This is a genomic window from Vitreoscilla filiformis, from assembly GCF_002222655.1.
Classification (GTDB): Bacteria; Pseudomonadota; Gammaproteobacteria; order Burkholderiales; family Burkholderiaceae_C; genus Ideonella; species Ideonella filiformis.
Genome location: NZ_CP022423.1, coordinates 22,301 through 44,687, shown reverse-complemented (window position 1 = coordinate 44,687; position 22,387 = coordinate 22,301). Strand labels below are relative to the sequence as shown.

Sequence of the window (22,387 nt, the reverse complement as noted above, 5' to 3'; positions counted from 1 at the left end):
TTCGAGAGTGATCATGTCTGCTTTCTTGCTGAACGGTTTGCGTTGCGTCGGGCTGGTGGCTGGGTTGGTGCCGGCGCTGGGCTGGGCCCAAGCGCACGCGGCCCACACCCACGGCCAAGCGCGTTTGGAGATCGCCCAAGACGGTCGCGCCCTGGTGCTGAACCTGACCTTGCCGTTGGACACCGCCGTGGGTTTTGAGCGTGCCCCGCGCACCGCTGCCGAACGTCAGCGGGCCGAACAAGCCCTGACCCGCTTGCGCCTGCGCGAAGGCGGCTTCCAACCCGATATAGCGGCGATGTGCCAAGCGCGAGAGCCGCAACTGGCGGTCGGCCCGCTTGGCGCCTCTGCATCGGCGCAGGCACACGACGACCACGCGGACATTGAGGTGCGTTACCACTTCGAATGCGCCCAACCCGAGCGGCTGCACACCTTGGCAACCGATGTGTTCAACGCTTGGACGCGCTTGCAGGTGTTGGAGGTGCAAGTCGCCACCCCTCGCGGACAGTGGCGCCAGAGCCTGCGCCGTCCGGAGCGCAGCATTCGCCTGACGCGCTGAGCGTTCGCGCACGGGGAGTGGGTGGCGATGTCGGATGAGGTGTTGTCGCTGCGGACGTTGGGGTGGCGTTGGCCAGGCGCCACCGAGCCGGTGTTTGACGGGGTGAACATGGCCTTGAAGGCGGGTGAACACGTTTTGCTGCAAGGCGAGAGCGGCTGCGGAAAAAGCACGCTGCTGGCTTTGGCGGCGGGGGTACGGGTGGCCGGGCCGGGGCAGGTGTCGCTGCTGGGGCAGGATTGGCACGCGCTGCCCTCGGTGCAGCGCGACCGGCGCCGGGCCGATCACATTGGCTGCATTTTTCAGCAGTTCAACCTGTTGCCTTACCTGAGCGTGCTGGACAACGTGCTGCTGCCTTGCCACTTTTCCACCGTGCGTGCCCAGCGTGCCGGGGCCAGCGCGGCGCAGCGTCAGGCACGGGCGCAGGCGTTGCTGGAAGCGTTGCAGTTGGCGCCGGCGCTGTGGGCCCGTTCGGCGGCGCAGTTGTCGGTTGGGCAGCAGCAGCGGGTGGCGGCGGCACGGGCGTTTCTGGGTGCGCCCGAGCTGGTGCTGGCCGATGAACCCACCTCGGCGCTGGACGAGGCGCGGCGCGATCAGTTCATGGCCTTGCTGCTCACCGTGTGCCGCGAGGCCGGCAGCGCGCTGCTGCTGGTGAGCCACGACAGCCGTTTGGCGGTGCATTGCCACCGCACCGTGCGCTGGTCGGCGCTTCAGTCGGGGGCGGTGCCCTCATTGGGGGGCACATGAGCACCTGGCGGCATCTGGGGCGGTTGGCGCTGCGCAGCGCTTGGCATCGCCGGTTTGGGCTGGCGTGGGTGGTGATGTCGGTGGCGCTGTCGGCGTTTTTGCTGCTGATGGTCGAGCGGGTGCGGGAGGATGTGCGCGAAAACTTCCTGCAATCCGTGTCCGGCACGGACTTGGTGGTCGGGCCGCGAACCAGCCCGGTGCAGTTGCTGCTGTACGCCGTGATGCGCTTGGGCCATCCCAGCCACAACATCGCGTGGCGCAGCGTGCAGGCGCTGCAAGCCGATCCGGACGTGGCCTGGGTGATCCCGATTGCGCTGGGGGATTCCTACCGAGGTTTCCCAGTGGTGGGCACGAGCGCCGATTACTTCCGCCATTTTCGCTACGGGGATCAGCAAACGCTGCGTTTCCAGCAAGGCCAACCCATGGCCGATGTGTTCGATGTGGTGCTGGGCGCCGAAGTGGCTGAACGCGCCGGCCATCGACTGGGGGATCGGCTGGTGTTGGCGCACGGCGACGGCCAGTTGCCCGGCACCCAGCACGCGGACAAGCCGTTTCGGGTCGTGGGCGTGTTGGCGCGCACGGGCACGGCGGTGGATCGTTCTGTCCACATTTTGTTGAGCGGCATGCAAGCGTTGCACGTCGATTGGTGGGCCGGGGTGCCGATGCCGGGCCTGAGCGTGTCTCCCGAGCAAGCGCGGCAGATGAATTTGACGCCAAGCACCGTTACCGCAGCGCTGGTGGGGCTGCACACCCGCACCGCCGTGTTTGCCGTGCAGCGCCGGGTGATGGCGGCAGAGAACGAGCCGCTCATGGCCGTCCTGCCCGGTGTGGTGCTCGATGAGCTGTGGGACATGGTGGGCAGCGTCAGCCAAGCGCTGCGGGTATTGAGCACCTTGGTGGCGGGTGTCAGTTTGGTGGGGCTGGTGGCGGTGATCCTCACCGGGCTGGAACAGCGGCGGCGCGAGCTGGCGGTGCTGCGTGCGGTGGGGGCGGCGCCGCGCCATCTGCTGGGGTTGCTGGTGCTGGAAGGCACGGGCGTGAGCGCCTTGGGCGTGTTGTTGGGCACGGCGGTGGCGGCGGGCGTTCTGGCGCTGGTGGCACCTTCCAGCCAAATTTGGTGGGGGGTGACCCTTCAGCCCTTGAGCCTGGAACGCCTGCCCTGGGCTTGGCTCGGTGGCATGATCGCCGCCGGCATGGGGGCCAGCATGCTGCCGGCGTGGCGAGCGTATCGGCTGTCGTTGGCCGATGGGTTGTCACCGCAAGGGGGTTGAACGTGGAATCGAATGCGCTGTGGCGCCGCCGTGGGCTGATGATGGCCTTGGGCTTGCTGGGCTGGACGAAGCTGACCCGTGCGGCCGATCCCACCGGCCAACCACTCGATTGGGCGGCACTGATGCCTCCTGGCTGGAATCCGATGAAGGCCATGGCGCAAGAAACCAGCGACCTGTCCCAACTCAGCGACAACAGCGCCCGTGCCCAAGCCCTGATGCGTGAAATGCGCGCCGCCTGGGACAACGCTCCCACCCGCCCCGAACTCGATGGCCGGGCGCTGCGCCTGTCCGGTTACGTGGTGCCGCTCGATCGGCCACTGGGGCCGCTGCGTGAGCTGTTGTTGGTGCCGTACTTTGGCGCGTGCATCCACACGCCGCCGCCGCCAGCGAACCAAATCGTGCATGTGATCTTGACCAAGCCGCACCCGCTGCGTTCGATGGAAGCCGTGACGGTGTCGGGCGTGTTGCGGGTGCGCCGGGCCACTTCATCGCAAGGGGTGAGCGGTTACGCCATCGAGGGCGGCTTGGCGGAGAGTTACGCCAGCGGTGCCAGCCGCTGAACGGTGAAGCAGCGGGACAATCGGCGCATGAGCGCCGCTTTTCCCCCTTCCGTGCCATCGTCCGATGGATCGAGTGACACCCCACTGGCTTCGCAGCGTCAAGCCCTGGCCGACTTGGCTCGGCGCGAACGTTTTTTCGAGGTGCTGGCCCGCAGCGTGGCCGATCAAAGTTGCATCAAACTGGTGCTGGCCAAGCCCCGAGCGGCTGCGGGAGATTGGCTCAAGTTGAGTGCTCGGGTGATCGTGCTGCGGGGCGAACCCTGTCTGAGCCTGGTTTATCACCACAAAACGCGAGACATCACCAAAAACCCCCCCATCGCCGAAGGCCTGGCCGGGGTGCGTGAGTGGCTCAGCGAGACCGGCGCGTTCAGCCACGGGCATTTGTTCACCACCGAGGGTGAATGGCAGTTGATGATCAGCAAACGCGGCAAGATCGGCCTGACGCACACCGCCGCCGCAGCGCCCACTGAAGCCCCCGCCGCCACCGGCCATGACCGGGCCAAGCGCCGTTTTCTTTCGCTGGACGCACCGTTCTTGCAGGACTTGGGCGTGACCGACGAACGCCAGCGCTTGGTGCCCGCGATGGCGCGCAAGTGGAAGCAGATCAACAAGTTTGTGGAGGTGCTGGATCACGCACTGGACGAAGCGCGCTTCACCCCGCCGCTCACGGCGCAAGGCACGCCCAGCCCGGTCACCGTGGTGGACTTTGGCGCCGGCAAGGGTTACCTGACGTTTGCCACGCACCACCATCTGACGCACACACGCGGCTGGCAGGCTGAAGTCAGCGGAGTGGAGCTGCGCGAGGACTTGGTGACGTTGTGCGAAGCCGCAGCGCGGCGGCGGCAACTCGATGGTTTGCACTTCGTCTGCGGTGACGTGCGCAGCCACGTGCCGGCGCGGCTGGATGTGATGATCGCCCTGCATGCTTGCGACACCGCCACCGACTTCGCCTTGGCCATAGGGGTCAAGGCGGGGGCGGCCATCATCTTGAGCGCGCCGTGCTGCCACAAACAAATCCGCCCGCAAATGCACTTGCCGGAGGTGCTGCGCCCGATGTTGCAACACGGCATCCACTTGGGCCAGCAAGCCGAGATGGTGACCGACAGCTTGCGCGCCCTGCTGCTCGAAGCCCACGGCTACGACACCCAGGTGTTCGAGTTCGTGGCCTTGGAGCACACCAGCAAGAACAAAATGATTTTGGCGATTCGCCGCCCCCGGCCCCGCCATGACGAAGCCGCGCACCGCGCCCAGGTGAGGGCCCAGGTGGCCCAAATCAAAGCGTTTTACGGCCTTCAGGAACACTGCCTGGAGACCCTGCTGCCCGCCGATGCGGGCAACGCACCAGCAACGCGCTGAGTTCATAATCGCGCGATTTTCGACAGACCGACCGATACAGGACGCCCCGATGAAAAAGCGAACTTTCCTGAGTTTCATGGCCGCAGCGCCCCTGAGCACCGTGCTGACGGGTTGTGGCAGCAACAGCGATGGCGGACAAGCCCAGGTGCGTTTCATCAACGTCAACCCGAGCTACACCGGTGTGGGCATGAAGGTGGACGGGGACACGGTGTTTTCGGACGTCGAGTTTGGCACCGTCAGCGGGTACTCGGATGTGTCCAGTGGGTCGATCGATGTCACGGTGCGGGCCAGCGGTTCGGCCAGTGACTTGGTGGCCAAATCGGTCAGCCTCAGCTCGGACGAGGATTACACCTTCGTGCTTTACGGCTGGTCGGGCGACGATGCAGCGCTGGCCTACTACATCGAAAACGAGGACACCCCGAATTCAGGCGAGGCCACCTTGGCCGTGCTGAACGCCTCGGTGGACGCCGGCGATCTGGACGTGTTCTTCACCGGTGTGGATGACACGCTGGATTCCGCTTCGTCGTTCGCTTCGAGCCTGTCGGGCGGGACGCGCAAGTCGCCCAAAACGGTGGACGCCGGCACCTACCGCCTGCGCGTGACCACCGCCGGCGACATCAACGATGTGCGCCTGGACGTGACGGTGACGTTCGAATCCCAGAAGGTTTACACCCTGTTGCTGTCGCCTGGCAGCAGCGGTGTGTTGCTCAACGGCCACCTGTTGCAACAAGGGGGCGGTCTGACGTCGCTGGCCAACACCCAAGCGCGGGTGCGTGTGGTGTCGGCGGTGTCGGCCAACGGCAAGGTGGCGATGAAGATCGATGGGGAAACGCTGCAATCGGCCACCAAGTCGCCGCTGGTGGCGGACTACCAGTTGGTGACGGCTGGCACGGTTGCCGTGGTGACCAAGGTCAACGCCGTGGCGCTGGCCGAGCAGTCGCTGACCCTCAAGGCGGGCACCGACGTGACCCTGCTGGTCACAGGCACCGATGCCAGCGATACCACGGTGACGGCGTTTGTGGATAACAACCGCTTGGCGGCTTCCAGCTCGTTCAAGCTGCGGGTGATTCACGCGGTGCCATCGCTGTCGAGTGACAACATGTCCCTGAGCGTTGGTGGCACCAGCACGGGCACGAGCGACATCGCCTACGGTGAAGCCTCGGCCTACGTGACCCGCACCGCTGGCACCGATCTGAGTGTGTTGGTGGAGACCCAAACCACCGAGATCTACAACAACGACACCGACGACTTCGACAGCCAAGGCGTCTACACCGCCTTCATTTGGGAAAAGCCGTCCTCGTCGGACGCCAACGCCCTGCAAGTGAAGTTTTACGCCGATCGCTGATCGGCGCAACGCGGTGGCGCAGGCTCAGGCCAAGCGGCCACTGCGATAGTCCTGCATGGCCTGAACGATCTCGGCCTCGGTGTTCATCACGAACGGCCCGTAGGACACGATGGGCTCACCCAGAGGCCGGCCCGCGATCAACAGCAGTCGGGCCTCGGTGGTGCCGGCGTTGCGCAGGCGCACGCCGTCGCTGTCCGGGGTGTTGGCCAGCAAGGCCAGCGGCCCAGCGGGCACCTCGTCCCCACCCATTTCCGCTTCGACGTGGATCGCACCGCGATACACGCACAGAAACGCGTTGTGGGACGAGGGCAGGGGTTGTTCAAACACGGTGCCCGGGGCCATCTGCACCACCAGGTAAAGCGGCTCGGTGTGGGCTCGCTGAACGGCTCCCGGCACGCCGTGGGAAGCCCCGGCAATCACCGTGACCGTCACGCCGGCCTCGTCGTGCCAACGCGGCAACGATGCGGCGGGGAAGTCGCGGTACCACGCCGGCATCATTTTCTGGCGCGCGGGCAGGTTCAGCCAAAGTTGGAACCCTTCCATGCGGCCATCTTCTTGCTCGGGCATTTCGCTGTGAATCACGCCGCGCCCGGCGGTCATCCATTGCACCGCGCCGTTGTCCAACAAGCCTTGGTGGCCGGCCGAATCGCGGTGGCGCATGCGGCCTTCGATCATGTAAGTCACGGTTTCAAAACCCCGATGCGGGTGATCGGGGAAACCGGCGATGTAGCCGTCCGCGCTTTCGGCACCGAAATGATCGAGCATCAAAAACGGATCCAGCCGCTGGTGCAGGGCTGGCGTGAGCAAGCGCGTGAGCTGGACGCCCGCCCCGTCCCGCGTGGGTCGGCCAGCAATGAGGTGTTCCAGCGCCCGGGGGCGATGCACAGCGGGTGGGGCAGAGGTCATGGTGCGTTCCTGGGTTACTTCAGCAGGCCTTCCGCTTGGAGGGCGGCTTGCACGGCGGGGCGTGCCGCCACGCGGCCCATGAACGCGCCCAAGTGCGGCAAGTTCGAGATGTCCAGCCCGACGAATTTCGTCCAATTCGTCACCACAAACAAGTAACCATCCGCCACGGTGAACGCTTCACCGGTGAGGTAGGGTTGGCTGGCCAGTTGGCTGTCCACCCAGGCCAAGCGTTGCAGCAGCGCGTTTTGGAAAAACGGTTTGCCTTCGACCGGGAAGGTGGGGTTGAACAGCGGGCCGAAACTCTTGTGCAATTCGGTGGTGATGTAGTTCAGCCATTCGAGCACGCGGTAGCGCGCCATCGTGCCGGCGGCGGGCAGCAGCTCGCTGGGGGCGACTTGGTCGGCGATGTACTGCACGATGACAGCGCCTTCGGTCAGCAGTTGGCCATCGTCCAGCAGCAGGGCGGGCACCTGGCCTTTGGGGTTGATGATGCGGTAATCGCTGCCGTCGGCCAGTTGTTTGGTTTTCGGGCTGGCCAGCACCAGTTCGAACGGCAAACCCGCTTCACGCAGGGCAATGTGCGGGGACAGCGAGCAAGCGCCAGGGCTGTAAAAAAGCTTCATGACAGTCTCCAAATTGGGATTTGACCCTTGCGATGCTGCCAGCTTGCAGGGCACACGAAAGCCAGCCGTTTTGAAGACCTGGCTCAAAGTGACTGAAGGATGGTCAAGCAAGTGAAAATCTGCCCATGCAAACAAGCACACGAGGTGGGGCGCGCCGCTGGTGCGGTGTGTGGCTCGGGCTGGCGTTCAGCCTGTGGGTCTGGCCGGCAGTGGCACAGGCCGACCTGGCGTGGTCGGCATGCTGGTTGCCGGGGGTGGAGCGCGCCGCACGCTGTGGGGTGTTGACGCGGCCTTTGGACCCCGCCGCACCCCAAGGGCGCACGGTGACGCTGCACCTGGCCATGCTGCCGGCACGCAGCCGTCGGCCCGCTGCCGATCCGGTGGTATTTTTCGCTGGGGGGCCAGGGCAAAGCGCCATCGATTTGGCGGGGCCGCTCCACACCTGGCTGGCACCCGTGCTGGCGCAGCGCGATGTGCTGCTCATCGATCAACGTGGCACGGGGCGCAGCGCCCCCCTGCGCTGCGAGGAGGATGACCCCACGCCTCGAACGTTGGCTGCCCAACTGCAACCGCCGTCCAACGCGATGGCCCAGCGCTGTTTGGCACGTTTGCAGGCCCTGCCGCACGGGGATGTGCGCCAGTACACCACGTCCATCGCCATGGCCGATGTCGATGCGGTGCGGGCGGCGTTGGGGGTGGAGCGCTGGAATCTGATCGGGGTGTCGTATGGCAGCCGGGCGGCGTTGGAATTCCTGCGCCAGCAGCCCCAGCGGGTGCGCCGTGTGGTGCTGGATGGGGTGGTGCCGCCGGATGTGAATGTGCCGCTCAGTGCCGCGCAAGCCAGCCAACGCGCTCTGGAAGGGATGTTCGCCGGCTGTGAGGCCGATGCGGCGTGTGCGCGGCAGTATCCGCAGTTGCGGCGCCAGTGGCGCCAGTTGCAGTCCGGGCTGCCGCGTGAGGTGACGGTGCCCCATCCCGTGAGTGGTCAGCCTGAGCGCTTCACCCTGACGCACGAGGTGCTGGCGGCACTGGTTCACGCGCCGCTGTACGCCCCTTTTTTGGCGGCGGGTTTGCCTTTGGCGATCGACGCCGCAGCGGCAGGGCGTTTCACGCCCCTGGTCGGACTGGCGGCGGCGTTGGGACAGGCACAGAGCAGGCTGGCCAGCGGCATGCACTTCTCGGTGCTGTGCTCGGAGGATGGCCCGGCGTTGTGGCAAGCGCCTGCCGCATCGGGGGCCCAAGCGCTGGTGGCACCGTACCGGGACATCTGCCGCCGTTGGCCACGCGGCCCTGTGCCGGAGGCGTTTTACCGCGTCGGCCCGGTGCCTGTGGCGACGCTGTTGATGTCGGGGGAGTGGGATCCGGTGACGCCACCGTCTCAAGCGCAACGGCTGCAAACCCAACTGGGCACACGGGCTCAATCGCTGGTGATGCCAGGGCAAGGCCATGGGCAGCTCAGCCAAGGATGCGTAGGCGAGTTGGTGGCCCGTTTCCTCGATGCGCCCAATGACGAGGCCGCGCAAGCGGTTGTTCAACAAGGCGCACCGCGCTGCACCCGCGCTCGACCTCGCCCGCTGGCGGTGCTGCCCTTGGAACCCGCGTCGGGAGGTTCACGATGATCGAGGTCGAACACCTGGCCTGCCGGTTCGCGGCGGGGTGGCGACAACCGGCGGTGGTGGCTGTGCGCCACGTCAGTTGGTGTGCGCCGGACGGATGTATCACGGCGCTGCTCGGCCCCAATGGCGCTGGCAAAACCACCACGTTGCGCATGGTCGCGGGCCTGCTGTCGCCGGACAACGGCAGCATCCGTATCGATGGTTTGGACGGGCTGCGCGAACCTCGGGCGGTGCGGGCGCGGCTGGGGTGGTTGTCAGACGAGCGCGGGCTCTACACCCGGCTGACGGCCCGCGAAAACATCCTGTACCACGCCCGTTTGCATGGGCTGGCCGAGGCGCAAGCCCGCCAGCGCACCGAACAACTGGCGCAATGGCTGGAGCTGGAAGCGGTGTTGGATCGCCCGACCGCCGGTTTCAGCCAAGGGGAACGCATGAAAACCGCGCTGGCGCGGGCGCTGATTCATGATCCGCCCAACATCGTGCTGGACGAGCCCACCAACGGGCTGGACGTGCTGGCCACCCGGGCGCTGCGTCGCATCCTGCGGCGGTTGCGTGATGAGGCGGGCAAGTGCATCGTGCTGTCCACCCACATCATGCAAGAGGTCGAGCGGCTCAGCGATCAAGTGGTGATCGTGGCGCAAGGGCGCACCGTGGCCCAGGGAACGGTAAACGCCTTGCGGGCCGCCACCGCACAAACCGACTTCGAATCGGCGTTCGTGCATCTGGCGTTTGGGGCCGATCATGTGGGAGACGGGCCATGAAGCGTTGGCGTCAAGATGTGCCGGCCATGGGCCACGTGCTGCGCAAAGAATGTGTGGACATGCTGCGCGACCGCCGCACCTTGCTCATCACGCTGCTGAGTGCGGTGTTGTTGGCGCCGCTGTTGCTGGTGGCGATTTCGTGGGAGGTGCGTGATGTGGCGCAGCGCGTGCAAGCGCGTGAGCTGTGGGTGGTGGGGGCTGAGCACGCGCCGCAGTGGGTGAACTACGCGGCGCGGCAGGGCTACCGCGTCCAAGGCCCGCCGGCGGACTGGGAAACGCAACTGCGCGAGCGCCAACTCGAAGGCGCGGTGTTGCGTGTGCCTGCCGACTTCGACCCCGTGTGGCGCCAAGGCGGACAACCCACCGTGACACTGTGGGCGTCCGGCGGCACACGCGGCCAGGTGGCGGCCAACCAGGTGCAAGCGCTGGTGCAAGGCTTCAACCAAGAGCAAGCCATGCTGCGATTGGCGCTGCGCGGGGTGGCCCTGTCCTTGGTGCGGCCCGTGCAAGTGGAGATGCGAACCTTGATGGATGCCGGTAAGCGTGGCCCATCACCCCTGATGGGTTTGCCGTTTTTTGTGTTGATGGCGGTGCTCTACGGCACCATGAACAGCGCGCTGGACAGCACCGCCGGCGAGCGCGAGCGCGGTTCGCTGGCGCCGCTGCTGATGAGTCCGGTGTCGCCGTGGGCGCTGGTGTTGGGCAAGTGGGCGGCGGCCTCACTGCTCGGTCTGGCGATTGCGTTGTTGAGCTGCCTGGGTTTTCTGCTGGGCCGTTGGGGGCTGAACCACCCAGGCATGGCCGAATGGTTCGACTACGGCCCTTGGGAGGCTGCCAAGTTGTTGTGGTTGCTGGTGCCGCTGGCCTCGGCACTGGCGGCGTGGCTCATGGCGTTGGCCATCCGTGCGCGCAGTGTGAAGGAGGCGCAGGCGGGGTGCTCGTTGCTGGTGATGCTGGTGTCGCTGTTGCCCTTGCTGGGGCAGTTGGGCGGAGGACGGGAACCCGCTTGGCACATCTGGGTGCCGGGTTTGGGGCAAGCCACCCTGATGAATCGGGTGCTGCAAGGCGATGCGCTGGGGCTGTGGCCTGTGCTAAACAGTTGGACGGTGTGTCTGGTGCTGACAGGGTTGGGGTGGTGGATGACCGTGCGTCAGTTGCACCGGGTGGCGGGGCGCTGAGGTGGGTTCAAGCCACGTGCAGGGCGTTGAGCACCTCGTCTTGCCAAGGCAGTTGTTGCACCAGCCGGCTCAGGTACAACGCGGCCTCGCGGGCCGTCAGCACTTGGCCGCGTTCGCCGACCAGGCGCAGATTGGTCACCACACTCATCGGATCGGCCATGGCGATGACACCGTCGCAGATCTGCACCCAGTCCCAGGCCACACCGGCCTCCTGCTCCAGGGTGCATTCCGCCCAGATCGTTTGCCCACAAGGCGGGTTGTGCGCCGAACCTGGATGCGTGACTCGCGTGCTCATGTGGATGAAATGCAAGCGACATTGCGGGTTTGCCTGACAAAATACCGCTGGCCACGAATACAGCGACCATGGCGGTGGCATGGCCACGTTTCGTGCGGAATGCATGAGGATGGGTGGAGTTCTCGTCAGCATGGCGTGCAGTCTGGAGAAGACACGATGCGTTTGCTAGCTGTAAGACCTGCCAGTGGTGGTTGTGATTCGGGAACTGAACAGGGAGAAGCGCCATGAGCGCCGTCATGCTCAGTGACAGCCTGCAATCGGTGGTGCAGGTTCAGTCACGCGAAGATTTTCGTTACGAGATCATCCGGTTTGCTCACAGCCTCGGGTTTGATTACGTTTCCGCCATGACCGTGGTGGATCAGTCGGCTGGCCGCTCCGAGTTCATCAGTGTGGACAACATGCCCGAGCGCATGATCGAAACGGTGGCCCAGTTGGAGCCGTCGTGTCGGCGTGACCCGGTGATGCAGCACTGCAAACGCGGCGCGCTGCCCATCATCTGGAATCAGGGCACGTATGTAAAGCATGGCGCACCGGAGCTGTGGGAAGAACAAGCGGCTTTTGGTTATCACAACGGCATTGCCCTGGCGATGCACTTCCCGGAGGGGCGGCACTTCTTGATGGGGGTCGACCGCTCCAGCAACCTGCCGACGAACTCGCAGGAGCTGACGCGCATCGTGGCCGACTTGCAGTTGTTCGCCGTCCACGCCCAAGACGCCGCCATGCGGCTGTTCGTGCCGCCCAGCCATCAGTTGGATCGTCCGAATTTGACGCCCCGCGAAGTGGAGGCCTTGCAGTGGACGATGGAAGGCAAAACCGCGTGGGAAGTGGGCGCCATCCTTGGCATCAGCGAGCGCACGGCGGTGTTGCATCTGCAAAACGCGATGCGCAAGCTGGAGTCCGTCAACAAGCACCAGGCGGTGCTCAAGGCCCTGCGCCTGGGCCTGATCCAGTGACCCCCTGTAAGAGTTGACAGTGTCTGAAAACTGGGTGGGTTGGTTCAATGAGGCCATGCGCGAAACACATCGCGCAACACCTCGACGGAGCCACCATGAAGACCACTGCCCTGAAGTCCCTGTTTCGCACCCTGGTTGCCGCCCGGCCCGCCAAGCGCGGCGAAGCTCCGGCAGCGGAAGTGACCTCCCAAGCCAATGCCCCCCGCGAGTTGGACGCGCAGGCACTGCGCCAAGTCTCTGGTGGTGCCAGCGCCGAGCTTCAGTTGCCCAAGCGCGGCTGGTGAGGGCTGAGTCCAGCGGACGCGGTTCCGCTGGCATGAATGTTTCGGAGCAGGGCCGATGACCCTGTTCCGCGAGGAATCCCTCCACAGCCACCGTCAATCTTGGCTGGGTGCCATCCATGTGATGCAACCGCTGGGGTTGGTCTGGCTGACCTTCGGGGTGCTGGCGACGCTGGTCGCCGCCAGCACCTTCTTTTTTTATGCCGAAGTAGGGCGGAGGGTGACCCTCACGGGTGTGCTGTTACCCGACAAAGGTTTAGTGCGCGTGACCGCACCGGCTGATGGCACCCTGTTGGCGCTGTCAGTGCAGGAAGACCAAACGGTCTTGCGAGGCCAGCCGCTGCTGACCTTGCTGGAGGTGCCCTCAAGCACGGGAGCGGGTGCTCGGTTGGGGGTTCAGGAGACGATCGAAGCCCGGGCGCGCAGTTTGGCCGAAGCAGCGCGTCAAACGACATCCCTGCTGGCCTTGAAGCAAACGGCGGCGCGTGAGCGTCTGGCCGTTCTCGCCAAAGAGCTGGTGCAATGGGAGACCCAGGCCCGTTGGCTCCAACAGCGTTTGGGGCTGGCGCAGCAGGCGCAAGAACGCCTGCGACAGTTGCGCGAACAGCAGTTCGCGTCAGAAGCGCAAGAGCAGGCCCAGGCCGAAACGGTGCTGGGCCTGCGTGCCGATCTGGCGGCCATCGAGCGCCAGCGCCAAGCTTTGTTGCGTGAGCAACGCGAGCTGGAAGCCGAGCTGCGCCAAGCGCCGCTGCAAACGGCGCAACAAGTCGGTGAATTCGAGCGTTCCCGCGATGAGCTGCGTGAGCAGTCCCTGCGCGCCGACGCTGCTTGGCTGGGTCAACAGCCGGTGTTGGCGCCGTTGGCGGCGCAGGTCAGCCACCTGCCGGTGAGTGTGGGCCAGTCGGTGAACCAAGGCAACGTGCTGGCGTGGCTCACGCCGCAAGGGGCGCAGTTGCAGGCGTTGTTGTATGCGCCGTCGCGGGCCATCGGATTGTTGCGGGCGGGGCAAGAGGTGCGCTTGCGCGTCCAGGCGTTTGCCTACCAGCGTTACGGTTGGCTGCGCGGGCGCATCCAGCGCGTAGCCCAAGCCCCAGCGCGGGACGATGAACTCTGGCCCGTCGCCACCAGCCCCGACGCGGCGCGTGAGCCGCTTTACCGTGTCACCGTGACGTTGGAGCGCCAAACCATGTCCAACCCCGCTGGCGGTACCCTGCCGCTGCGCACCGGCATGTTGCTCGATGCGGACGTGCTGCTGGAGCGCCGCACCCTCTTTGCTTGGGCGTTTGAATCGCTGCCGATGGGCCGTTGACATGAGTCTTGATCCTGCGTGGAATCCTGCCCGGCGCCATCGCGTGCCGCTCGTGCTGCAAACCGAGGCGGCCGAATGCGGTTTGGCGTGTTTGGCCATGGTCGCCAGCGCTCACGGGCTGCATCTGGATTTGCCGGTGCTGCGTGCCCGCTTCCAAATTTCCATGCGTGGCGTCACGGCAGCCGATGTGTGCGACATGGCCAGCGCCATCGGCCTGGCCCCGCGTGCGCTGCGCGCCGAGCCCGAACACCTGGCGCAGTTGAGCTGGCCGTGCGTGCTGCACTGGGATTTGAATCATTTCGTGGTGCTGGTGTCGGTGAAACGCGGGGTGGCGGTGTTGCACGATCCGGCGCGGGGGTTGCGGCGCATGCACCTGTCCGAGCTGTCGCGGCACTTCACCGGGGTGGTGCTGGAGATGACGCCCACCGCCGACTTCCAACCGCGTGACCTGCGCCAGCACCTCAGCCTGCGCCAAGTGATGGGCCCGGTGAGTGGCTTGCGTCGGGCCTTGGCCCAGGTGCTGGGGCTGGCGTTGGCGTTGGAGTTGTTCACCCTGGCGTCGCCGTTTTTCCTGCAATGGGTGGTGGACACGGTGCTGGTGTCCGGTGAACGTGAGTTGCTGTTCACCCTCGGTTTGGGTTTCGGTTTGTTGGTGCTGATCCAGGGGGCGACGGCGGCGGCGCGTTCGTGGGCGGTGCTCTACCTGTCGTTCACGCTCAAGCGGCAATGGCTGGGCAATGTCTTTTCCCATCTGCTGCGCCTGCCCCTGGCGTGGTTCGAGCGGCGCCACACCGGCGACATTTGGTCGCGCTTTTCCGCCGTTCACGAGATTCAAGACAAACTCACCACCGACTTTGCCGAAGCCGTCATCGACGGCCTCATGGCCAGCCTGACGTTGGTGCTGATGCTGGTCTACAGCCCCAAACTGGCGGCGGTGTCGATCACGGCAGTCGGGCTGTACGGGCTGGCGCGCTGGGCCTTGCTGGCGCCCATGCGCGAGGCCAGCGAGGAAGCTTTGGTGCATGAGGCGCGCAAGTCCAGCCACTTTTTGGAGTCGCTGCGCGGGGTCGGGGCCATCAAGCTGTTCAACGCCGAGGCGATGCGCCAATCGCGTTTCATGAACTTGGTGGTGGACGCGATGAACGCCACGTTGGCGGTGCGGCGCATGGCGTTGTGGCTGTCGGTGGGGCAGCGGGTGCTGTTCGGATTGGAGCGCGTGGGCGTGGTCTGGTTGGGCGCGCTGGCGGTGCTGGATCAACAGATGACGGTCGGGATGTTGTTCGCCTTCCTGGCCTACAAAGAGCAATTTGCCACCCGCACCGGGGCGCTGATCGACAAAGCCGGGGAGCTGCGCCTGCTGCGTTTGCAGGCCGAGCGTTTGGCCGACATCGTGCTGACCGAACCCGAAGAGCGCCCCGCCGACGCTTGGGCAGCCTTGGGCGTGGATGGCGCCGGCGCGCCCGCGTCGGGGGCGGCTCCGGGTTTGGCGGGCGGGGTGGTGCGCGGGCAGGTGACGTTGCGTGAGGTGTCCTTCCGTTACGCCGACATTGAGCCGGAAGTGCTTTCGGGCGTGAGTTGCCGCATCGAGCCGGGGGAATCGGTGGCGATCGTCGGCCCGTCGGGCTGCGGCAAGACGACGTTGCTCAAACTGATGTTGGGCATGCACCTGCCCACCGGCGGCGAAGTGCTGATCGATGGCCGGCCATTGGCAGCGCTAGGTCGGCGCCATTGGCGTGCGGCCATGGGCACGGTGCTGCAAGACGATGTGTTGTTCGCGGGCTCGTTGGCCGACAACATCGCCTTCTTCGCGCCCGAGGTGGACATGGCGCGGGTGCATGAATGCGCCCAGCTCGCAGCGATCCATGACGACATCGAAGCCATGCCCATGGGTTACGCCACGTTGGTGGGTGACATGGGCACGGTGCTGTCGGGCGGCCAGCGGCAGCGCGTGCTGTTGGCGCGGGCGCTCTACAAACGCCCGGCGGTGTTGCTGCTGGACGAGGCCACCAGCGCGCTGGACGTGGTCGGTGAAGCCAAGGTGAACGAGGCGGTACGGCAGTTGCGCCTGACCCGCATCATCGTGGCGCACCGACCGCAGACCATCGCCAGCGCCGACCGGGTGATTGAGCTGCGCGCCGGACGGGTGGTGCGCGACGAACGGGTCACTCCGGCTTCTTGAGCGGGCAGGTCGAGAGGCCGATCAGCGGGTACAGCGGGCAAAAGCCGATGGCACCGGTGGCCAATGGCACCAGGCCGATCCAGCCCCAGGCGCCGATGGTGCCCGTGGCAGCCAGGGCGATCAGCACCAGGCCGAAGACGATGCGGGCGATGCGGTCAATGCCGCCGACGTTGGCTTTCATGAGGCACTCCTTCTAAGCAAAAGGCAGAACGTGCCGCGACTGTGCCGCGTGGGGCTGGACTTGTCTGTGACTGGGGTCACGCAGCGTCGGGTGGGCGACCGGTGGCCAGCGTGCGCAATGCCGCCGCATCGAGCAGTTCGATGCGCTCACGGGCGAGGCGCAGCCAGCCAGCGCGGGCGAAACGCTGGAGCAAGCGCGTCACCATTTCGCGCACTGTGCCGAGCTCGTCGGCCAGCGCTTGGTGGGTGATGGTGATGCGCGGGCCATGGCCCAGCAGTGCAGCGGCCAGGCGCTGGTCCAAGCGTTGGAAGGCCACCGCTTCGGCCAAACCCATCAAATCGGCCAGACGATCGGCGAAGATACTGAACACATAGCGGCGGAAAGTGGCATCTTCAACCCACATTTCAAAACCGGTGGGTGACAGCACGATCAACTCGGTGACATCGGTGGTCAGGCCGTGGGCCATCAGTACGCTGTGCCCAAACAGGCAGGACGTGGAGGCCACGCACATCTCGCCCGGTGTGACGCGGTACAACTCCAGCGCCCGTCCGCCCGCTGAGCCGCGTGCCACGCGCACTTCACCGGTCAGCACCAGCGGGAAGCCTTGGCAAGGGGCGCCTTCCTCGAACAGCCGAACTCCGGCGGACAAGCGCAGATGGCGGGCGTGCTGCGTCAGCACAGCGTCGCGCAGCACTGGGGGCAGAGCTTGGACGGCGGGGTAGTGGGTCAGCAGCCGGGCGCGCACGGCGCCGGGGGTGTCATCCCATGCTGGGGCAGCAGGGGAAGGCGGGACGGAGGCGGACATGGCGCGCAGTGTGGCACTACTGGGCGGGGTTTGTGGCCACTTCTAACGCACTCAGCCAACGCATGGCGGCGTGAGTGCTGTCGCCGCACATGTCGGCGGCGGGTTGCAGCGAGCTGCATACGGCTGGGCGTTCGGGTCGGCCAAACAGGCGGCAGCGGTTGGCGTCATCGAGTTGAACGCAGCGCATGCCAGCAGGCTTGCCGTGCGGCATCCCGGGGATGGGGCTGCTGATGGACGGGGCGATACAGCAGGCGGCGCAGTGAGGGCGGCATTCCATGAGAGAACAAGCGCGGCGAAATAGCGGGTCAAGCGGCGTGAATGTCTGGGAACGCTTTTCTGCGCCGCTCCCGCACGATGTCAGGTATGTAGCGGTTCTTGGATGTGCCATCCCCCAAACCGAGCAGCTCATAGACCGATCCGCCAATGCCAGGAATGACCTCTTCGCCGTCGTCGCTCTTGTCCGTATCGGTTGCAAAGTGGATGAACTCAAACTTGCGCGACACTGCCTCAGGGAATTCGCTGGCCAATCGGCGCTCTGCACCCTCCAGCATCACCGGGGACGCTACAAAAATCCGTTTCGGATCGGATACGGTGATGGCTCGGGTGAGGTTGGTTTTCACGACGCACGCACCTGCGATGATGGACTTGACGATGATGAAAATGGCATCGTGCTGGTCATAGGCCTCTTCATAGGCACGCACAACGGGGGCGATGGAGATCCCGTCGCTTTGGATGCGTTGGTTCCACAGGCAAATCATGCGGATACTGGCACCCAGAGAGTGTGCTTCCAGGGCTTCAATCAAACCACGGGCGAGGAAGTCCGCATCTTCAACCGTACAGATGACGCAGATGTCTGTGGTGGGCATGGGGGCTAACTGGGCAAGAACGCAGTCGGCCAGGTGAGCGCCCAGTTGACGCATGTGCTCTCTGTAGCTCGCAACCCGACCTTTCAGGCGGGGCAGCGCTTCGACGAGCGCTTTGGCCTCGGGATCTTGTTCGGCAAAGAGGGTGAACGTTCTGCTCATGGGAGAGCCTCTTCAAATGCTTCGAATGTCGTGGGTTCAGTCTGGATGATGTTGCGTTGGAATTCCTGAAACGCTTCACTCAGAACACTCGAACCGAACACGCCGGAGGTACCGAAGCCCATCCAGTGAAAGAAACCCCTGGAGGCACCATAACTCAGGCCCTGTATGGCATCAAGAAACCGCTTGAATTCAGGCAGAAGGTGATTCTCCCAATTCTCTGTTGGGGGCAGTAGACGCAATTGGCCGGGGAACATGCGACTGGCATGCACCATGATTTCACGCACCGTGGCCCCCCCGGGGTGTTGGAGGCAACTCATCAGCACAGCGCCGAACGTTCCGGAGAGGGCGTCGAGCGTGGCTTGTTCGATGTGGGTCAATTCAGCCAGTTGGCCTTGAAGGGCGGGGCGCTCCATCACAAGTCGGTTGATGGTTGGGTGCCAGGGAAAGTGCTCCACGCTTGTGTGATCTTGGATGTGGGCCGGCATGTTGGCTGCCAGCGAGTCAGCGAGCGTTGATGTGGACACAACCAAGGACGTGTGCGGATCCGGTTCTGCACAATGTTCCGACAGCACCTTCTGGCAGTGAAAGTCCGTGGCGATCGGGTGTTCGCCGGTCAGCCATGTGACGATGCATGCGTTCTTCAGTTGGAAGTAATGGGTTCGTGCAGGCCACGCGATTCGAAGGTCATCGACGAACCCGAGATGCTGCCCCTGAATGTGTGGATCCGGTGACATGGGAAGTTCGATGAGCTGTGCCGCCGCTTCCACCACTTTGTTGGCGATGAAGAAGTCTTCATAGCGTGTGCCTTTGTTGCCACTGCTGCCCCCTTTATGCTTGTTGGTCGCGTATTGGGCGGCGTCGCTGCCGAGGCAGGCTTGGATGTCTGCGTGGGTCGCCACAAGAAAACCCCTCATTGGAGGGGCCGGATTTTAGGCAGCCGGGAACAGGGGGGGCTTTTTACAATTCCCTCCTTCTTTTTCAGCAAAGCTGTTCGTGCGGGTTGGCGGGCTGTGTCGCCTGCGCTCTTTTTTTCTTTTTTGCGAGGACGGCTCTCCATGCTGTACCCCCAGTCATTTGACGTCATCGTGGTCGGCGGTGGCCACGCCGGAACCGAGGCCGCCCTGGCTGCTGCGCGCATGGGCTGCGCCACGCTGCTGCTCAGCCACAACATCGAAACCCTGGGGCAGATGAGCTGCAACCCGTCCATCGGCGGCATCGGCAAGGGCCATCTGGTGAAGGAGGTCGATGCGCTGGGCGGCGCCATGGGCTTGGCGACCGACGAAGGCGGCATCCAGTTCCGCATCTTGAACGGCAGCAAAGGGCCGGCGGTGCGGGCCACGCGGGCGCAGGCCGACCGCATCCTCTACAAAGCCGCCATCCGCTGCCGCTTGGAAAACCAGCCGAACCTGTGGATCTTCCAGCAAGCCGTGGAAGATTTGATGGTGGAAGGCGATGGCGATGATGCGCGGGTGGTGGGTGCCATCACCCAGGTCGGCATCCGTTTTCAGGCCAAAACCGTGGTGCTGACGGCAGGCACGTTCCTCGACGGCAAGATCCACGTCGGCCTGCAAAACCACCCCGGTGGCCGCGCTGGGGATGTGCCCGCCGTGCGCCTGTCCGCCCGCCTGAAAGAGTTGAAGCTGCCGCAAGGGCGCCTCAAAACCGGCACGCCGCCGCGCATCGATGGCCGCAGCATCGACTTCCGCCAGCTCACCGAACAGCCGGGCGATGGCGTCGGGTTCGTGGGCGAGTGGGGCGCTTCCGCCGAAAGTGGCCCCGACGTGCCGGTGTTCAGCTTTCTTGGCAGCCACAGCATGCATCCGCGCCAGTTGCCGTGTTGGATCACCCACACCAACGAGCGCACGCACGAGATCATCCGTTCCGGGTTTGATCGCAGCCCCATGTTCACCGGCATCATCGAAGGCGTGGGGCCACGCTACTGCCCCAGCATCGAAGACAAGATCAACCGCTTTGCCGACAAAAATTCGCACCAAATCTTCCTCGAACCGGAAGGGCTGACGACGAACGAGTTTTACCCGAACGGCATTTCCACCAGCCTGCCGTTTGACATCCAGTTGGCGGCGGTGCGCTCGATGCCGGGGCTGGAAAACGCTTTCATCCTGCGCCCCGGCTACGCCATTGAGTACGACTACTTTGACCCGCGTGAGCTGAAAACGACGTTCGAAACACGCCAGATCGGCGGCTTGTTCTTCGCCGGCCAAATCAACGGCACCACGGGTTACGAAGAGGCGGCGGCGCAGGGGCTCTACGCTGGCGCCAACGCCGCCTTGCAAGCCCAGGGCCGTGAGCCGCTGACGCTGCGCCGCGATCAGGCTTACCTCGGCGTGCTGGTGGACGACCTCATCACCAAGGGCGTGACCGAGCCGTATCGCATGTTCACCAGCCGCGCCGAATTCCGCCTGCAACTGCGCGAAGACAACGCCGACGCCCGCCTCACGGAACTCGGCCGCACCTTGGGCTTGGTGGACGATGCGCGTTGGGATGCCTTCAACCGCAAGCGCGACGCCGTGGCGCAAGAAACCGAGCGCCTGAAAACGACGTGGGTGCATCCGGCCATCTTGCCGGCGCAAGAGGCTGAGCGGCTGTTGGGCAAGGCCATCGAACGCGAATACAGCCTGGCTGATTTGCTGCGCCGCCCGGGCGTGCATTACGACACCGTGGCCGAAGTGGCCGCCCTGGCTCGCCCCGAAGCGGGGGTTTCACGTGGAACCCGCGTGGCCGAGTTGGGCGAATCGCTGGCGGCGGCGGTGCTGGAACAGGTGGAAATTGCCATCAAATACGCGGGCTACATCGATAAACAAGTGGAAGAAGTGAACCGCGCCCAGGCGTTGGATCACTTGAAACTGCCGGCAGAGTTGGATTACGGCCAAGTTACCGCGCTGAGTTTTGAAGTGCGGCAAAAGTTGAGCCGCCATCGACCGGAGACGCTGGGCCAAGCGGCGCGCATTTCGGGCGTGACGCCGGCAGCGATTTCGCTGCTGTTGGTGCATCTGAAGAAAAAGCGCTTCAAAGGCTTTGGCGGAGACAACCCCGGCCACGACGCCAGCAACGACGAACGCGAAGGAACCGCCGCATGAACACAACCGCCTCGTTGCGCCCGGCCTTAGAGTCCGGCATCGCCGAACTCGGCCTGACCTTGCCCGCTGCGACGGTGGACGGGTTGTTGGCCTACCAAGACCTGGTGTCCCGCTGGAACAAGGTTTACAACCTGACGGCGGTGCGCGACCCGCGTGAGATGCTCACCCAGCATCTGCTGGATTGTTTGACCGTGGTGCCACCGTTGCGCGCCGCGCTGGCCGACGTGGCCGCGCAAGCCGAGCAGGGTGGGGCGCCGCTGCGCATTTTGGATGTGGGCAGCGGTGCGGGCCTGCCCGGCGTGGTGCTCGCGTTGTGCAACCCGACGTGGCAGATCACCTGCGTGGACACGGTGGCGAAAAAAGCCACCTTCATCCGTCAAGCCGGGTTGGAGCTGGGGCTGCCGAATCTGACGGCTGTGCATCAGCGCGTGGAAACCATCCGCCAGCCGGTGTACCAACTCATCACCTCGCGGGCGTTTGCCTCGCTGGCGGATTTCACGGCGCTCACGCACGAGTCGTTGGCGCCGGGCGGGCGCTGGGCGGGCATGAAGGCCAAACTCACGCCCGAAGAGCGCGCCGAATTGCCGGCCAGCGTGACCATCACCCAGGTGCAGCCGCTGCGCGTGCCGGGGCTGGACGCGGAGCGCTGCCTGGTCTGGATGCAACCCACTTGAACCCGAAAGGCACGCCATGCTCGACCTGCTCAATGTGTTCCACCACGCCCTGGCCAGCATCACCGATTACGCGGCGTTTTGCGCCGCCGTGCTGGTGTTCTTGATGATTCCGGGGCCGGGCACCTTCACCGTCATCACCTCGACGGCGCAGGGCGGGCCGCGTGCGGCGGCTGCTGCTTCAGCCGGCATCATCCTGGGTGATCAGGTGTTGTTGTGGCTGGCGGTGGCGGGCGTGGCGGCGTTGTTGGCGGCACATCCGGGGGTGTTTGAGGTCGTGCGCTGGGGCGGGGCGGTGTACCTTGGCTGGATTGGCCTGAAGCTGCTGCGCGCCCAGGACGGCGCCGGGCCGCCGATCCGCATCCAGCCGCACCACTATGCACGCCAAGGGCTGCTCATCACCCTGCTGAACCCCAAGGCCATCATGTTTTACATGGCCTTTTTTCCGCTGTTCATCCACCCCAGCCACCCGCCGGGCTTGCTGACCTATGGCTTGATGGCCGCCACCATTGCCGTCATCACTGCGCTGTACTGTGTGGTGCTGATTTTCGGTGCGCAGGCGCTCACCACCCGGTTGCGCCAACATCGCGGCGTGGGGCGCTGGCTGGAGCGTGGCGCGGGCGTGTGCTTGCTCGGCTTTGGCTGGCGGCTGCTGCGAGATTGACCCCCAAGCC

24 protein-coding genes are annotated in these 22,387 nt (G+C 65.1%); 16 read left to right on the top strand and 8 right to left on the bottom strand.

All coding sequences use genetic code 11. The annotated features are described in order from the left end of the window. Window positions 1-13 precede the first annotated feature (13 nt). From VITFI_RS00250 to VITFI_RS00225, 6 genes are read left to right on the top strand one after another with little or no spacing between them, the layout of a single operon-like run. A complete protein-coding gene (locus tag VITFI_RS00250) occupies window positions 14-556 on the top strand; it encodes a ZrgA family zinc uptake protein (RefSeq protein WP_157725496.1) in 543 nt (180 codons plus the stop codon). Window positions 557-583: 27 nt separating this feature from the next. Continuing rightward, complete coding sequence (locus VITFI_RS00245; RefSeq protein WP_089415291.1) at window positions 584-1,300, top strand: ATP-binding cassette domain-containing protein; 717 nt, start codon at window positions 584-586, stop codon at window positions 1,298-1,300. Beyond that, window positions 1,297-2,571 carry an ABC transporter permease gene (locus tag VITFI_RS00240; RefSeq protein WP_089415290.1) on the top strand — a complete coding sequence of 425 codons (1,275 nt, stop codon included), beginning with the start codon at window positions 1,297-1,299 and terminating at the stop codon, window positions 2,569-2,571. The genes VITFI_RS00245 and VITFI_RS00240 overlap by 4 nt, the downstream gene beginning before the upstream one ends. Before the next feature lie 2 nt (window positions 2,572-2,573). Beyond that, entirely contained in the window at window positions 2,574-3,131 is a 558-nt protein-coding gene (locus VITFI_RS00235) for a DUF3299 domain-containing protein (RefSeq protein WP_089415289.1), read from the top strand. A 27-nt stretch (window positions 3,132-3,158) separates the two neighbouring features. Continuing rightward, a complete protein-coding gene (locus tag VITFI_RS00230) occupies window positions 3,159-4,487 on the top strand; it encodes a class I SAM-dependent methyltransferase (protein WP_089415288.1) in 1,329 nt (442 codons plus the stop codon). Window positions 4,488-4,536: 49 nt separating this feature from the next. Next, window positions 4,537-5,832, top strand: coding sequence for a DUF4397 domain-containing protein (locus VITFI_RS00225; RefSeq protein WP_198301541.1), 1,296 nt, complete (start codon window positions 4,537-4,539; stop codon window positions 5,830-5,832). Between the two features lie 24 nt (window positions 5,833-5,856). Here the strand turns inward: VITFI_RS00225 and VITFI_RS00220 are convergent, their stop codons facing one another. Together VITFI_RS00220 and gstA are read right to left on the bottom strand one after the other, a co-directional pair. Next, window positions 5,857-6,738 (bottom strand): pirin family protein, encoded by an 882-nt coding sequence (locus tag VITFI_RS00220; protein ID WP_089415286.1) that lies wholly within the window; start codon window positions 6,736-6,738, stop codon window positions 5,857-5,859. 14 nt (window positions 6,739-6,752) lie between these two features. Beyond that, window positions 6,753-7,361, bottom strand: a complete 609-nt coding sequence (gstA, locus tag VITFI_RS00215; protein ID WP_089415285.1) for a glutathione transferase GstA — start codon at window positions 7,359-7,361, stop codon at window positions 6,753-6,755. 125 nt (window positions 7,362-7,486) lie between these two features. Here gstA and VITFI_RS00210 point away from each other — a divergent pair, with 125 nt between their 5' ends. Genes VITFI_RS00210 through VITFI_RS00200 form a run of 3 tightly spaced genes read left to right on the top strand, consistent with a single transcriptional unit; the run spans window position 7,487 to window position 10,916 of the window. Then, complete coding sequence (locus tag VITFI_RS00210) at window positions 7,487-8,980, top strand: alpha/beta hydrolase (RefSeq protein WP_089415284.1); 1,494 nt, start codon at window positions 7,487-7,489, stop codon at window positions 8,978-8,980. Continuing rightward, entirely contained in the window at window positions 8,977-9,738 is a 762-nt protein-coding gene (locus tag VITFI_RS00205; protein ID WP_089415283.1) for an ABC transporter ATP-binding protein, read from the top strand. Before VITFI_RS00210 ends, VITFI_RS00205 begins: the two co-directional genes overlap by 4 nt. Continuing rightward, entirely contained in the window at window positions 9,735-10,916 is a 1,182-nt protein-coding gene (locus VITFI_RS00200; RefSeq protein WP_198301540.1) for an ABC transporter permease, read from the top strand. The genes VITFI_RS00205 and VITFI_RS00200 overlap by 4 nt, the downstream gene beginning before the upstream one ends. A gap of 7 nt (window positions 10,917-10,923) precedes the next feature. Here VITFI_RS00200 and VITFI_RS00195 read toward each other — a convergent pair whose 3' ends face one another. Beyond that, window positions 10,924-11,211 (bottom strand): hypothetical protein, encoded by a 288-nt coding sequence (locus VITFI_RS00195; protein ID WP_157725495.1) that lies wholly within the window; start codon window positions 11,209-11,211, stop codon window positions 10,924-10,926. A 224-nt stretch (window positions 11,212-11,435) separates the two neighbouring features. Here VITFI_RS00195 and VITFI_RS00190 point away from each other — a divergent pair, with 224 nt between their 5' ends. The 4 genes from VITFI_RS00190 to VITFI_RS00175 all read left to right on the top strand — a co-directional run bounded on the left by VITFI_RS00190 (window position 11,436) and on the right by VITFI_RS00175 (window position 15,933). Beyond that, entirely contained in the window at window positions 11,436-12,164 is a 729-nt protein-coding gene (locus tag VITFI_RS00190) for a helix-turn-helix transcriptional regulator (protein WP_089415281.1), read from the top strand. 95 nt (window positions 12,165-12,259) lie between these two features. Further along, window positions 12,260-12,448, top strand: a complete 189-nt coding sequence (locus tag VITFI_RS00185; protein WP_089415280.1) for a hypothetical protein — start codon at window positions 12,260-12,262, stop codon at window positions 12,446-12,448. Between the two features lie 55 nt (window positions 12,449-12,503). Then, the gene (locus VITFI_RS00180) at window positions 12,504-13,754 is read left to right on the top strand and encodes an HlyD family secretion protein (protein WP_089415279.1); all 1,251 of its coding nucleotides are present in this window, start codon (window positions 12,504-12,506) and stop codon (window positions 13,752-13,754) included. A gap of 1 nt (window position 13,755) precedes the next feature. Beyond that, window positions 13,756-15,933 (top strand): peptidase domain-containing ABC transporter, encoded by a 2,178-nt coding sequence (locus VITFI_RS00175; RefSeq protein ID WP_089415278.1) that lies wholly within the window; start codon window positions 13,756-13,758, stop codon window positions 15,931-15,933. On the opposite strand, the gene VITFI_RS00170 is transcribed toward VITFI_RS00175, so the two are convergent. The 5 genes from VITFI_RS00170 to VITFI_RS00150 form a co-directional block, all read right to left on the bottom strand. After that, window positions 15,917-16,114, bottom strand: coding sequence for a YgaP family membrane protein (locus VITFI_RS00170; protein WP_089415277.1), 198 nt, complete (start codon window positions 16,112-16,114; stop codon window positions 15,917-15,919). The genes VITFI_RS00175 and VITFI_RS00170 overlap by 17 nt on opposite strands. 76 nt (window positions 16,115-16,190) lie before the next feature. Beyond that, the gene (locus VITFI_RS00165; RefSeq protein WP_089415276.1) at window positions 16,191-16,919 is read right to left on the bottom strand and encodes a Crp/Fnr family transcriptional regulator; all 729 of its coding nucleotides are present in this window, start codon (window positions 16,917-16,919) and stop codon (window positions 16,191-16,193) included. A 16-nt stretch (window positions 16,920-16,935) separates the two neighbouring features. Further along, complete coding sequence (locus VITFI_RS00160) at window positions 16,936-17,196, bottom strand: YkgJ family cysteine cluster protein (protein ID WP_089415275.1); 261 nt, start codon at window positions 17,194-17,196, stop codon at window positions 16,936-16,938. Between the two features lie 28 nt (window positions 17,197-17,224). Further along, window positions 17,225-17,944: a hypothetical protein gene (locus VITFI_RS00155; RefSeq protein ID WP_089415274.1), complete on the bottom strand. Its 720-nt coding sequence runs from the start codon at window positions 17,942-17,944 to the stop codon at window positions 17,225-17,227. Further along, on the bottom strand, window positions 17,941-18,843 hold the full coding sequence (locus tag VITFI_RS00150) for a hypothetical protein (RefSeq protein ID WP_089415273.1): 903 nt from the start codon (window positions 18,841-18,843) through the stop codon (window positions 17,941-17,943). Before VITFI_RS00150 ends, VITFI_RS00155 begins: the two co-directional genes overlap by 4 nt. 156 nt (window positions 18,844-18,999) lie before the next feature. Here VITFI_RS00150 and mnmG point away from each other — a divergent pair, with 156 nt between their 5' ends. Genes mnmG through VITFI_RS00135 form a run of 3 tightly spaced genes read left to right on the top strand, consistent with a single transcriptional unit; the run spans window position 19,000 to window position 22,377 of the window. Further along, on the top strand, window positions 19,000-21,042 hold the full coding sequence (gene mnmG, locus VITFI_RS00145; RefSeq protein ID WP_089415272.1) for a tRNA uridine-5-carboxymethylaminomethyl(34) synthesis enzyme MnmG: 2,043 nt from the start codon (window positions 19,000-19,002) through the stop codon (window positions 21,040-21,042). Beyond that, a complete protein-coding gene (gene rsmG / locus VITFI_RS00140; protein ID WP_089415271.1) occupies window positions 21,039-21,716 on the top strand; it encodes a 16S rRNA (guanine(527)-N(7))-methyltransferase RsmG in 678 nt (225 codons plus the stop codon). Before mnmG ends, rsmG begins: the two co-directional genes overlap by 4 nt. A gap of 16 nt (window positions 21,717-21,732) precedes the next feature. Next, window positions 21,733-22,377 (top strand): LysE family translocator, encoded by a 645-nt coding sequence (locus VITFI_RS00135; RefSeq protein ID WP_198301539.1) that lies wholly within the window; start codon window positions 21,733-21,735, stop codon window positions 22,375-22,377. Window positions 22,378-22,387 lie beyond the last annotated feature (10 nt).

Bases quoted from the DNA above. Each gene is read 5' to 3' on its own strand.
- VITFI_RS00250 (WP_157725496.1), top strand. From the start codon at position 14: ATGTCTGCTTTCTTGCTGAACGGTTTGCGTTGCGTCGGGCTGGTGGCT.
- VITFI_RS00245 (WP_089415291.1), top strand. From the start codon at position 584: ATGTCGGATGAGGTGTTGTCGCTGCGGACGTTGGGGTGGCGTTGGCCA.
- VITFI_RS00240 (WP_089415290.1), top strand. From the start codon at position 1,297: ATGAGCACCTGGCGGCATCTGGGGCGGTTGGCGCTGCGCAGCGCTTGG.
- VITFI_RS00230 (WP_089415288.1), top strand. From the start codon at position 3,159: ATGAGCGCCGCTTTTCCCCCTTCCGTGCCATCGTCCGATGGATCGAGT.
- VITFI_RS00225 (WP_198301541.1), top strand. From the start codon at position 4,537: ATGAAAAAGCGAACTTTCCTGAGTTTCATGGCCGCAGCGCCCCTGAGC.
- VITFI_RS00220 (WP_089415286.1), bottom strand. From the start codon at position 6,738: ATGACCTCTGCCCCACCCGCTGTGCATCGCCCCCGGGCGCTGGAACAC.
- gstA (WP_089415285.1), bottom strand. From the start codon at position 7,361: ATGAAGCTTTTTTACAGCCCTGGCGCTTGCTCGCTGTCCCCGCACATT.
- VITFI_RS00210 (WP_089415284.1), top strand. From the start codon at position 7,487: ATGCAAACAAGCACACGAGGTGGGGCGCGCCGCTGGTGCGGTGTGTGG.
- VITFI_RS00205 (WP_089415283.1), top strand. From the start codon at position 8,977: ATGATCGAGGTCGAACACCTGGCCTGCCGGTTCGCGGCGGGGTGGCGA.
- VITFI_RS00200 (WP_198301540.1), top strand. From the start codon at position 9,735: ATGAAGCGTTGGCGTCAAGATGTGCCGGCCATGGGCCACGTGCTGCGC.
- VITFI_RS00195 (WP_157725495.1), bottom strand. From the start codon at position 11,211: ATGAGCACGCGAGTCACGCATCCAGGTTCGGCGCACAACCCGCCTTGT.
- VITFI_RS00190 (WP_089415281.1), top strand. From the start codon at position 11,436: ATGAGCGCCGTCATGCTCAGTGACAGCCTGCAATCGGTGGTGCAGGTT.
- VITFI_RS00185 (WP_089415280.1), top strand. From the start codon at position 12,260: ATGAAGACCACTGCCCTGAAGTCCCTGTTTCGCACCCTGGTTGCCGCC.
- VITFI_RS00180 (WP_089415279.1), top strand. From the start codon at position 12,504: ATGACCCTGTTCCGCGAGGAATCCCTCCACAGCCACCGTCAATCTTGG.
- VITFI_RS00175 (WP_089415278.1), top strand. From the start codon at position 13,756: ATGAGTCTTGATCCTGCGTGGAATCCTGCCCGGCGCCATCGCGTGCCG.
- VITFI_RS00170 (WP_089415277.1), bottom strand. From the start codon at position 16,114: ATGAAAGCCAACGTCGGCGGCATTGACCGCATCGCCCGCATCGTCTTC.
- VITFI_RS00165 (WP_089415276.1), bottom strand. From the start codon at position 16,919: ATGTCCGCCTCCGTCCCGCCTTCCCCTGCTGCCCCAGCATGGGATGAC.
- VITFI_RS00160 (WP_089415275.1), bottom strand. From the start codon at position 17,196: ATGGAATGCCGCCCTCACTGCGCCGCCTGCTGTATCGCCCCGTCCATC.
- VITFI_RS00155 (WP_089415274.1), bottom strand. From the start codon at position 17,944: ATGAGCAGAACGTTCACCCTCTTTGCCGAACAAGATCCCGAGGCCAAA.
- mnmG (WP_089415272.1), top strand. From the start codon at position 19,000: ATGCTGTACCCCCAGTCATTTGACGTCATCGTGGTCGGCGGTGGCCAC.
- rsmG (WP_089415271.1), top strand. From the start codon at position 21,039: ATGAACACAACCGCCTCGTTGCGCCCGGCCTTAGAGTCCGGCATCGCC.
- VITFI_RS00135 (WP_198301539.1), top strand. From the start codon at position 21,733: ATGCTCGACCTGCTCAATGTGTTCCACCACGCCCTGGCCAGCATCACC.